This is a genomic window from Brevibacillus sp. NRS-1366 (assembly GCF_050467985.1).
In genome coordinates, this window is the sequence record NZ_JBITPN010000011.1 from 169,225 (window position 1) to 180,454 (window position 11,230).

Consider the following 11,230-nt stretch of genomic DNA (forward strand, 5'->3'; position numbering starts at 1 on the left):
TGCCCTGGGCTGCTCTTCTATTATGCTCTCATTTTATGCGCTGAAAAGGCTTTGGCTTCTTACCACTTGATGTCTTTCAATACTTCATCAGCCATATTCGCTGTGGAAACCAATCCGCCGCCAGACAGGTACCAGTAGTTCGCATCGAGGTAAATGATGTTGCCGTTTTTGAATGCCTTGGTGTTTTTAACCAAGTCGTTTTCGATTATTTGCTTCGCAGGAGTTACCGCATCTTTGTTTGTTGCAACAGCACCATCGCGATCTACGACAAAGAGGTAGTCCGGGTCTTTCTCCACAACGTATTCAAATGATACGCTTTGGCCATGCGTCGATACTTCGATGTTTTTGTCTACAGGAGTAAAGCCAAATACGTCATGCAGAATTCCAAAACGGGAGCCGGCACCGTATGCGCTGATTTTTCCTTCGTTCGCCAGGATGATCAGAGCATTTTTACCACTCGCTGTAGCCTTTTCGTTCAGTTGCTTGATGGAGTCATTGATTTTGCCCAATTCTTCATCTACTTGCGTCTCTTTGCCAAAGATGGTACCCAATGTTTTCATGTTCGCTGTGAAAGATTCCATGTACTTGGAAGTATCTACGCCCAAGAAGATCGTAGGAGCAATTTTGTTCAGCTCTTCATAAGCATCTTGTTGTCTGCCGGAAATGAAGATGACATCTGGCTTCATCGCATTGATTTTCTCGAAGTCAGGCTCTTTTAGGCTACCGATGTTTTTATACTTTGCATCTTTGAATTTTGCCAAATAAGGAGGAATGCTGGATTGCGCTACACCTGTTACTTCGATGCCTAGTTTATCCAAGGAATCCAGAACACCATAGTCAAAAGCTACAACGGTTTGCGGATTCTTTTTCAATTTGGCTTCGCCCAATTTATGCTTGATTGTAATTTCTTCTGATTCTTTTGCTGCTTCCTGAGTTTTAGCAGCGTCCGTGGAAGCGGCTGGCGTTTGATTTGCAGGCGCGACACTATTCGATCCGCATGCAGCAGTAAAGACTGCCAACAGCACTGCCATGAACAGCATAATTACTTTCTTGTTCACTTCTATCACCTCTATATATATTTTAAAATATATAAAATTATTGATAGCTCTCCTGTTGATGAGTACCCCTTGTTTGCCATCAAAATAATTTTAACGAAAGGAAGATGGAGCTTACGCAAAGTACACGCAAATTTTGTTTTCGTCAATGTCTTCTATCTGGATATCCATATCGTAGACGTCTTTTAAGATCGATGAGTTGATGATCTCCTCTGTAGGGCCTTCCTTCACGACCTTCCCATCCTTTAGGGCTACGATAAAGTCCGAGTAGCAGGAAGCGAAGTTAATATCGTGAATCACAATCACTACTGTCTTTCCCAACTCGTCTACGAGGCGCCGGAGCACCTTCATAATCTGGACAGAATGCTTCATATCCAGGTTGTTGAGCGGTTCATCCAAAAGGACATACTCTGTATTTTGAGCTACAACCATAGCGATATAGGCACGCTGCCGCTGACCGCCGCTCAATTGATCCAAATACTTGTGCTGAATGTCTTCCAGCTCCAGATATCGAATAGCTTCATCAACATACCGCCAATCCTCTTTTGTCAGGTTCCCTTGTGTATACGGGAATCGTCCAAAGCTGACCAGCTCCCGGATCGTCAACCGAACCGTAATATGGTTGGATTGCTTGAGGATGGAAATTTTTTTCGCCAGATCACTGCTCTTGCACTGACTGATCTCTTTCCCCTCAAGAAAAATCTCTCCCTGATCCTTCGCGAGCAGACGACTGATCATGGACAGCAGGGTGCTCTTCCCGGCCCCATTGGGTCCGATAAAGGACGTGATTTTTCCCTTAGCGATTTTCACAGAGACATTTTCCACGACGTATTTGCTACCATACTGTTTTGAGACATTCCGGACTTCTACCACGATTTATTCTCCTTTAGCAGAAGATAGATGAAGTAAACTCCACCGATAAAGTTGACGATGACACTGAGCGTTGTGGAGAACGTGAACACACGCTCTACAATCAACAGACCACCTACGAGAGCAACGATACTGATTAATGCTGAACCTGCCAGCAAGTATTTATGCTGATAGGTTTTCATAAACTGATGAGCCACGTTGGCGACGAGCAGTCCCAAGAATGTAATAGGTCCGACCAATGCTGTGGCAATCGATACGAGAAGCGCGATGACAATCAGGAAGCGCTTGACGACGAAATCGTAATCAATCCCCAGATTAACCGCCTGATCCCTGCCCAGTGACAGCACATCCAGGTATTTCAAATACCGCCAAAAGTAAATCCCAATCGCGATCACCATCATGAAACTGATCACGAGCAGGTCGGTATTCACATTGTTGAAGCTGGCAAACATTTTGTCCTGAACAACCTGAAACTCATTCGGATCAATCAACACCTGCATAAACGTGGCGAGACTATTAAACAGCGTACCGAAAATCAAACCGATTAAAAGCAGGAAGTAAATGTTTTGTCCTTCCCTTTTGAACAGGAACTTGTATAACAATATGGCAAAGAGCACCATCAAACCCGCCGAGATCAGGAAATTCAAATTTTTGTTCAGCAAGGTGATGCTCGTAGAACCAAATGCGAAGATAACAAAGGTCTGGATGAACATGTACAGCGAATCCAAGCCAATGATGCTGGGCGTTAAAATCCGGTTATTGGTAATCGTCTGGAAGACCATCGTTGAGAAAGCGATAATACAACCGGTCAAGACGATGGCGAGGATTTTCTTCAAGCGCCGCGGCAAGACATAATCCCAGTTGCCGCCGGCATCAATCAGCATGAATGTGGCTATTAAGAGAATGGCGACTACCGCCAGGACACCGAGCTTAGCTTTCATCGTTCATATGCCTTTCTTCTCATGAGTAAGAACACGAATATTCCGCTGCCGACTACCCCAACCATCAAGCCAATCGAAATCTCATACGGGAAGATGATCAGGCGCCCCAGAATATCACAGCACAGTACAAATACAGCACCCAGCAACGCTGTATGAGACAAGATTTTCTTCAAATTGTCGCCCAGATAGAGCGTCACAATATTGGGAATGATCAGGCCGAGAAACGGGATGGTACCGACCGTGAGAATTACGACAGAAGAAACCATGGCGACGATGATCAGACCAATATTAACTACCTGCTTGTAGTTCAAGCCGAGATTGATGGCAAATTCCTCTCCCATCCCTGCGATCGTAAACTTGTTTGCAAACAGATACGCGATAATCACTAACGGGATGCTTATGTACAGAAGCTCATAGCTGCCTTTCATAATGGATGAGAAGTCACCGTGCATCCAAGCGGACATGTTCTGGATGAGGTCGTATTTATAAGCGAAAAACGTAGTGATCGAGCCTACGATGTTCCCGAACATCAAACCGACCAGCGGGATGAAAATGGAATCCTTGAACTTGATCCTGTCGAGAATCTTCATGAAGATAAAGGTTCCAAGCAGTGCGAATACGAACGCAACAAGCAGCTTCACAAAAGGACTAGCATCGAAAAATACCATCAAGGAAACCAGAATCCCGAATCGGACGGAATCTTCTGTACCTGCCGTCGTTGGCGAGACGAATTTATTCCGTGTTAGCTGCTGCATGATCAGACCGACAACACTCATGCTGATCCCGGCAATGATGATACTGATTAGGCGAGGAATCCTGCTGATCCACATGATCTGCACCTTATCGTCTGTAAGATTGAACAGTTCCCAAGGCGAGATGTCCTTCACGCCGATAAACAAGGACGTTATAGATAATAAAATGAGTGCTACGACTAAATATCTCTTTTTCATCGCTTCCCTACTCTTCCTTTGATTCGAAGGAGTTACGTATCGTTTTATCCTTATTAGTAATAAAGAGATTCATTCTCAGTAATAAAGAGATTCATTCTCAATTACGCTTACAGTTGTTATATTAGCACTTCTTAATTGGTTATTAAAGACTTTTTTTATTAGTCGACTAAATTTCTTTCGATTACAAATAGTGAGACAGCCTATTGACAGAATACGATATATCGTTTAATTTAAATTCGATATATCGTATTGAAAGGTGGGAGTCCCATGCACAACCATTTTTTGTCGCGCTTTTCTCATCGGAATGGTACAAATAACTCGTTTCATCGCAAAGGTTTTGATGAAACAGACCATGGCTACTATCGTCATGGCGGACACGGAGGTCGGGGAAAGCGGTACTTTGGCAGAGGCGATGTCAAGTATGCACTCCTAGAGCTCTTGTCCAGCCATCCTATGCATGGCTATCAGATGATGAAAGGATTGGAGGAAAAAACAGGCGGGCTTTATTCGCCAAGTCCTGGATCCATCTACCCAACCCTGCAAATGCTTGAGGATCGAGAGCTCGTCCAATCAGAAGAAATCAGTGGCAAAAAAACCTATTCCATTACAGAAGCAGGCCGGCTCTTTCTACAGGAAAGACAGGCAGAGGAAAAGCCCGATGTCTCACAGGAACATATGGCCCATGATCTCCAAGGCCGTGGTATCGAGCTGAATCATGAGCTAAACGAGTTGATTAAGACGATACGGCAGCTTCAAAAGGAAGCGGAGAACGATCCCGTAAAGCTTGCTCGCCTACTCTATTTTGTAAAAAAAGTACGGCATAAGCTGGATGGTCACTTCGGTGAGGGAACTGAGCAATGAGTACGTACAATCAGCCCGGGATATTATGTTTTCGGGTTAATTAACCTACCCGTTATCAGAACTAATATAAAAAATGAAAATGCTGATAAAAACACCAACACTCCACAGCCTTCATTTTCAACCATGATGAAATAGAAACCCGCATTTACCATATACGGGTTTCTTGGCTTAGCGGCAAATCTTAATAATAAGTGGGATAAGGTTTGTCAAGCAGCTTAAGGCTGCAAACTAGTCTCCAAGTCGAACCCTAAAATGGGTTCAATTTGAGAGAATGTATCTATAAAAGTTTTGAAAGCTTATTCACTCTTGCACAACTTTATTTTTTTAATTGTTCGCGGTGTTCTGAAGGGGTTGTCCCTGTCGCATTTTTGAAATCCTTCTTACATTTTGTCTGGATCCAAGCAAGCTTAATTCGACTCGATACTCATTTCAAATCGGCGAGGTCATTCGGTAAAATCCCACCGGGAAAATTCTGAAAGCAAACGGGGCGCAGAAACCTGCGGATGGACATTGTGCCAACCGACGTAGCACCAAAATTTGTGGAGGCGGGGTATGGTCCACTGTGCACCATGCTGTCGCACACCTCTACGCCCGTCGGATATTCGTTCACAATCAGACGACCGGCCTTATTGGTTAGGATCGGCACAAGTTTGTTGCAAAACGAGAAATCCGATGGCTCCATATGCAACGTACAAGTCAGTTGCCCTTGTAGCTCCGCGGAAAACTGCAACAAATCTTCGTTGTCTTTTACAAGAACGATCAGACCTAATGGACCGAATACTTCTTCCTGAAGCGGCCGATTGTTCCTCCAGACCGTGCTTGAGGCCATGAATAGTCTAGGCGTTGCAACCCTCTGTGTGTTTTCAAGCGTTCCGAACAGTTGCGTCACTCCCGGGCATTCCGCAACCGCCCTGCTGTTAACGCAGTATGCTTCACCGATACTATTATTCAACATAGTCTGTGCCGCTATATTCTTAGCTTCGGATACCGCACTGTCTATAAATGTCTTTGCGTCTTCATTATCGCAAATCACTATCACGCCGGGATTGGTACAGAACTGCCCCGCGCCCAGTGTCAGCGAGTGAACCCATTCCTTCCCGATTTTCTCAGCTCTGCTGGCTGCAGCTCCCTGCAAGACAAACAGGGGATTTACAGCTCCCAGCTCTCCAAAAAAAGGAATGGGCTCTTCCCGCTGCGCGCACAGGTCAAACAACGCGCGCCCGCCCGTCTTGCTCCCGGTGAATCCGACCGCCTTAATACTAGGATGCTGTACCAACGCCGTTCCCACGGCGCGGTTCCCCCCCTGGATCAGCGAAAACACTCCTTTATGTATCCCGCACTTCTTTACAGCAGCGCAAATCGCTTGCGCAACCAGTTCCGATGTTCCAGGATGAGAAGAGTGACCTTTTACTACGACGGGGCAGCCCGCTGCAAGGGCGGCTGCAGTATCGCCGCCGGCGACGGAAAAAGCCAATGGGAAGTTGGAGGCTCCAAATACGGCCACGGGCCCGATGGGCACCTGCATCAGCCTCAGATCGGAACGAGCGGGCTGTCTTTCAGGCAGCGCCTCATCCTGTCTGCGGTCCAGATAATCGCCTTGTCGAATATGGGAGGCGAACAGCCGCAGTTGGTTTACGGTTCTCCCTCGTTCGCCAATCAGCCGCGAATTAGGCAGGGCCGTTTCTTTCATCGCCATTTCGATTAGGGACTCTCCGAGCGCCTCGATTTCCTCCGCAATCGTTTCTAAAAAAATTCCTCGCTCGTTTCTGGACAAGCTAGCGTACTCCCCAAATGCAGCCTGTGCAAGAGTGGCTGCCCTGTTTACCAGCTCTACCGTCCCCGATGAGAACACATCCGGCTCCCCCACAGTCGGCTGGTTGACAAAGGTTCCGCTTCCGTCCACCCATTCGCCACCGATATAGTGCTTACCCGTTATCATCCTTTTCCCCCTCTCTCAATATTCCTCTTTTTAATTTAATTGCAATTTCGATATATAGCGCGTCCAACAAAGAGATAAAGGCGATTCCCGACGTCAAGACTTCCGGTCTGATTGCCCTTGTAGCGGTTAACAGCACATGATCGGCTTGCTGTGTTAGCTTGGTATCCCGCTGACCCGTTATCACGCAGATCGTGCAACCCCGCTCTTTCGCTTTTCTGCAGGCGCTGATCAGCATGTCGGGCCAGCCGGTTCTGGAAATCGCGATGATCAGCGAGTCCTTTCTCAGCACGCTCGACTGCACTTCCATTTCGTACGGATCAGACATAAGGGTGCACACAAATCCGAAGCGCATGAGTCTTTGATGCAAATACAGGCCGAACGGCGCGCTGGCGCCGATTGCCCAAATGACGATATTCTCTGCTTTCAGGATGAGGCAAGCGATCTGCTCGAAAACAACCGGATCGATCACCTTCAAGGAATCATTCAGCCACTGGGAATCCGAGCGAAGCACCTTCTCCAGCACAAGCTCCGCGCTGTCAGTCTCCAGCACTTCCGACACCGGATCGGAAAACGAAGCGAGATCAGCTATGATACTTCGCTTGAAATCGGAAAAACCTTTAAAACCGATCCGCCTTGACAGCCGAATGTATGTGGCTTCACTAACGCCCGCCGCCGCCGCCAATTCCTGGATCGACCTTGCTGCAAACGTCTGCAAATTGTTTAGCACAAACGTTGCCGTTTTCTTTTCCTGTTTGGGCAACGTATCGATCACCGTTTGCAGACGTGCTATCGCGCCGCTGATAACCGGCTCATCCGGCAATAATTCTTTTTCCTTCAAATGCAACCCCCTCTTTTACACCGTAGACAGCACTCCATATGATAATTATATTAGCATCCAGTATCCTGTAAATACTTGTCAAGCTTATCCACAGCGCGAAAATCTGCGCGATACCGAATAAGCTCCTCCCGTCTGAATGCCACGTCGCCAAGTTCCCCGTCGGTGAGGATTTTGGGTTCGCCGTATGTCTTGGCGATCAAGTAGACCTTACACATCCATTCCAACTGAACGGCACGTTCATATGCTATGGAAAGGTCCTTCCCGATCGTGACCAAGCCATGATTCTGCAACAGGATGGAGTTAGTACCCGCTATCGCCTCGCGAATGCTGTCCGCCAGTTTCGTCGTGCCAAAGGTGGCGTAGGACGCCACGGGGATCTTCCCGCCTAGCATCATGGTGATGTAATGAATTGGCGGCACATGGTCGCTCACCGTGGACAATGCCGTGGCATAAGGAGAATGCGTATGCACAACCGCCTGGGCCGGAGAAGAGTCATACACCTGCAAGTGGAGCTGCAACTCCGAGGAGGGCGCTTTTTTGCTCCTGATGCAGGTTCCTCCGGTATCCACAAGGCAAATATCCTCCGGCTCCAGGTCGTTATAGTCCACACCGCTGGGGGTGATGGCAACCAAGTTTCCGTTACGGCGGCTCACATTGCCGGATGTGCCGACAACCAAGCCGTCCGCAGCCATGCGTTTGCTGAAGAGAATGACCTCCCGGCAGATTGCGTCCAGTTCGTCTCTTTTTCCTTTCGGCTGCATACTTAATTGGCCTCCTTCTTGATCATCAATTCATCTGGCCTTTTCAACCCTTCTACCGTGGAAATTGCCGTGACCAATTCAGCCGGCGTCACATCAAAAGCGGGGTAATATCCATTAACTCCTGCCAGTGCAACGCGCTGTCCCAACACCATCAGTACTTCATCCGGGTTGCGCTGCTCCACAACGATATCATTCCCCGAGGAATGCGCCCCAGAAGGAAAACCGCCTACATAATAAGGGACCCCATGCCTTTTAGCAAGTGTTGCAATTTGATAAGTGCCCACCTTATTGGCTACGAACCCATCCATGGTAATCACATCTGCCGCTGTTATGAAAGCATCAATCTTTCCTGCCGTCATCATCGCTCCAGGCATGCCATCAGTAATCAGGGTAACGGGTACACCGGTTTGCATGCCAACCGTGGCGGTAAAACGAGCTCCCTGCAGATATGGACGTGTTTCAGTGCATATGAGCTCCGGCGACAACCCTCTCTCTTTTGCCAGCAACAGCACAAAGCCCAGCAGCAGTTCCGCGAAGCAGTGCGTGAGAATTCGTGGACGGTTGGGAAGTGCATCCACAATGTGCCCCGCTATCACTCGAAAGTCCTCATACCGCTTGTTCATCGCGGCGAGCACGGCATTATCTGTAGCCACTGCCAGCGGAACACCGTCCTCGCATTCTTCGATCTTATCTACGATAACACCCAGCATCCGCTCCATCTGAGGCGCGGTTGTAGGCCTTGCATTTGCGACAATGTTTGCCGCTTTTCTCAGACTAGCAATAGCTGTCGCATCCTTGGCTCCACCGATCAGGTGCGCCTGTAGCCGTAATGCCTGAAAAGCAGCCAGCTTCACGCCACCACTTTGGGTAACCATGTCCTTAATGGCGTTTTTCACTTCTTCTACGGTTTTGCAGGTCACATAACGTGTTTCCGTGGGAAATACTCGCCGGTCTAGTATTTTGACAACTCCGTCCTCGAACCAGGCAACATTTTCATAGCGTAAAAACTCGGCCAGCCCGGTATCCGCCCTTGATAAAGAATTAAATTGGCTCATATCTCTTCACCCCGTTTCAGGTTTTTAATTACAGCTGCGCAGAACTCGTCTGTGCCGCTGGTTCCGCCCTGGTCGGGTGTCAATACCTTGCCCTCCCGATACACTGCCTCAATGGCCGCATTCAGTTGCGCGCTTTCGTTGGAAAAACCCAGATAATCGATGGCCATAGCAAGCGCCTGCAATGTTGCCGTGGGATTGATGATTCCCTTCCCCTCAATATCGGGAGCTGTACCATGGACAGGCTCGAAGTATGCGTAGTCGTCCCCGATGCATGCGCTGGGAGCCAGGCCCAGTCCTCCAACCATCGCGGCCGCGCCGTCTGCAAGCAGATCGCCGAGCATGTTTGGCAGAAGCACAACGTCCAACGAATGCGGGTTGAGCACCATGCGGTGGAACAGCGCATCCGCAATACACTTTTCCACTTCGATATCCGGATAAGCGCTCAGTACCTCCATAGCCACGTCGCGAAACAAACCGTCACTTTTTCTGAGTACATTATCCTTCACGCCAATAGTAACCTTGCCGGGATGCCCTTCTTGTTTTCGCTTTCTCGCCAGCTCTGCTGCGAATTGCGCAACGTTCCGTGTATTCTTTTCGGAGATGACTTTCAAGGCGTAAATGCCATCCTCCAGCTTACTCCATTCGGGATGCCCCGCGGCGATTTCCTTCAGCTCCGCCACGTCGCCTTCTCTGGGCGGATACAGATCCTCCAGGTTCTCGCGGATTACCATAAAGTCAATGTTCTCCGGGTGCTTCAAGGGGGAATTGAAGTTCTCACGATACTGTACGGGGCGCACATTGGCATAGGTGCCTCGCGTCCAGCGCAGATAGCCAAGTAGATTCACGCCGTCTGCCATCGCTCCAAACCATGTGGCATGACTGCTGTCCATGTGGCGATACATTTCTTCGTTGGTCATTGTACGCACATCCAGCATGTCTTTTTCCAGCGGCAGCTGTAGCGCGTCCAGCACCGCCACAGAGGACAGCATGGCTTCCGCCGCAGCGCCTTCCCCCGGGAGAATGCACAGCTTCGGACGTTCGCCGGAAGAACGCTTGTTTTGTTTTGCAACTTGCATGCTTATACCTGTCCTTTCTTTTTCCTGCTTTTGTATAAGTACCAATTTTGTGAATCAAATTATTCATTAATACCTTCCGTTTTATCAGCTTCGATGATCGCTTCCAGCGCGACGTCAATTACACGATCCATGCCATTTTTCACAATCTCATTGTTTTGATCGTGTCCTTCCATGGATTTATCGTGAAGCGGAAAGCCGTCAATCACGAAAATTCCCGCCGCCTTCACCCTGCGAATGGAAGCAATCGCCAGTAGCGTGGCCAGTTCCATTTCGATGCCAACTGCACCCGCTGCGGCCCATACCTCGACCTTGTGGTCCAGTACGCCAGGATAGAAGGCCGACGTGGTTCTGACAATGCCGTTCCGATATTGAATTTTGCCTTTCGCCTTCGCCATCAGCGACTGAACCAAATCCACATTGCAAACGCAAGGGAAGCCAGCTGGCACAAGGGCATTGCTTACGCCGTCCTCAGCAGTGGCACCCGTGGCGATGATGGCGTCGCCTTTGCTCTGAGTGTCGTCATAGGAGCCGCTGGTACCAATCCGGATGATCTTGCCCGCACCGTAACGAATCAATTCCTCAAAGCAGATCGCAGCGCCCGCAGCGCCGACGCCGTGGGCGGCGACGGTGATCCGGCAGCCATTTTTCTCGCCGGTATAGACGACATATTCGCGCCTTGCCGCGACCTGTTCAAAAGAATCCAGCCTTTGAGCAATATGAAGGGCCCGGGCTGGATCACCGCAGACGATCACACTGTGTGCTACCTTGCCGCGTTCGAGCTTCAATACGGGGGATAGTGTCTCATTTAGGTTCATTTTTTTACTCCTTATGTTATATTTTTACAGATGCATACAGGCAGCAAAGTGGCCTGCATCAGGGAGAAT

11 protein-coding genes are annotated in these 11,230 nt (G+C 48.7%); 1 reads left to right on the forward strand and 10 read right to left on the reverse strand.

Features of this window, described 5'->3' with window-relative positions; genetic code table 11:
* Window positions 1-59 precede the first annotated feature (59 nt).
* The 4 genes from ACIFQN_RS06370 to ACIFQN_RS06385 all read right to left on the reverse strand — a co-directional run bounded on the left by ACIFQN_RS06370 (window position 60) and on the right by ACIFQN_RS06385 (window position 3,816).
* Complete coding sequence (locus tag ACIFQN_RS06370) at window positions 60-1,058, reverse strand: siderophore ABC transporter substrate-binding protein (RefSeq protein ID WP_429832206.1); 999 nt, start codon at window positions 1,056-1,058, stop codon at window positions 60-62.
* 111 nt (window positions 1,059-1,169) lie between these two features.
* Window positions 1,170-1,928, reverse strand: coding sequence for an ABC transporter ATP-binding protein (locus ACIFQN_RS06375; RefSeq protein WP_429832207.1), 759 nt, complete (start codon window positions 1,926-1,928; stop codon window positions 1,170-1,172).
* The gene (locus tag ACIFQN_RS06380; RefSeq protein ID WP_429832208.1) at window positions 1,922-2,866 is read right to left on the reverse strand and encodes an iron chelate uptake ABC transporter family permease subunit; all 945 of its coding nucleotides are present in this window, start codon (window positions 2,864-2,866) and stop codon (window positions 1,922-1,924) included. Before ACIFQN_RS06380 ends, ACIFQN_RS06375 begins: the two co-directional genes overlap by 7 nt.
* Entirely contained in the window at window positions 2,863-3,816 is a 954-nt protein-coding gene (locus ACIFQN_RS06385; RefSeq protein ID WP_429832209.1) for an ABC transporter permease, read from the reverse strand. The genes ACIFQN_RS06380 and ACIFQN_RS06385 overlap by 4 nt, the downstream gene beginning before the upstream one ends.
* A 267-nt stretch (window positions 3,817-4,083) precedes the next feature.
* Between ACIFQN_RS06385 and ACIFQN_RS06390 the strand changes: the two genes are divergently transcribed.
* Complete coding sequence (locus tag ACIFQN_RS06390; RefSeq protein WP_429832210.1) at window positions 4,084-4,677, forward strand: PadR family transcriptional regulator; 594 nt, start codon at window positions 4,084-4,086, stop codon at window positions 4,675-4,677.
* 424 nt (window positions 4,678-5,101) lie between these two features.
* Here ACIFQN_RS06390 and ACIFQN_RS06395 read toward each other — a convergent pair whose 3' ends face one another.
* From ACIFQN_RS06395 to ACIFQN_RS06420, 6 genes are read right to left on the reverse strand one after another with little or no spacing between them, the layout of a single operon-like run.
* Complete coding sequence (locus ACIFQN_RS06395) at window positions 5,102-6,616, reverse strand: aldehyde dehydrogenase (NADP(+)) (RefSeq protein ID WP_429832211.1); 1,515 nt, start codon at window positions 6,614-6,616, stop codon at window positions 5,102-5,104.
* Window positions 6,603-7,454, reverse strand: coding sequence for a MurR/RpiR family transcriptional regulator (locus ACIFQN_RS06400; RefSeq protein ID WP_429832212.1), 852 nt, complete (start codon window positions 7,452-7,454; stop codon window positions 6,603-6,605). The genes ACIFQN_RS06395 and ACIFQN_RS06400 overlap by 14 nt, the downstream gene beginning before the upstream one ends.
* A gap of 50 nt (window positions 7,455-7,504) precedes the next feature.
* Window positions 7,505-8,215, reverse strand: a complete 711-nt coding sequence (locus ACIFQN_RS06405; protein ID WP_429832213.1) for a class II aldolase/adducin family protein — start codon at window positions 8,213-8,215, stop codon at window positions 7,505-7,507.
* A 2-nt stretch (window positions 8,216-8,217) separates the two neighbouring features.
* Entirely contained in the window at window positions 8,218-9,270 is a 1,053-nt protein-coding gene (locus ACIFQN_RS06410; RefSeq protein WP_429832214.1) for a s-methyl-5-thioribose-1-phosphate isomerase, read from the reverse strand.
* Window positions 9,267-10,346, reverse strand: coding sequence for an isocitrate/isopropylmalate family dehydrogenase (locus tag ACIFQN_RS06415; RefSeq protein WP_429832215.1), 1,080 nt, complete (start codon window positions 10,344-10,346; stop codon window positions 9,267-9,269). The genes ACIFQN_RS06410 and ACIFQN_RS06415 overlap by 4 nt, the downstream gene beginning before the upstream one ends.
* 59 nt (window positions 10,347-10,405) lie before the next feature.
* The gene (locus tag ACIFQN_RS06420) at window positions 10,406-11,161 is read right to left on the reverse strand and encodes a purine-nucleoside phosphorylase (RefSeq protein WP_429832216.1); all 756 of its coding nucleotides are present in this window, start codon (window positions 11,159-11,161) and stop codon (window positions 10,406-10,408) included.
* Window positions 11,162-11,230: the final 69 nt, after the last annotated feature.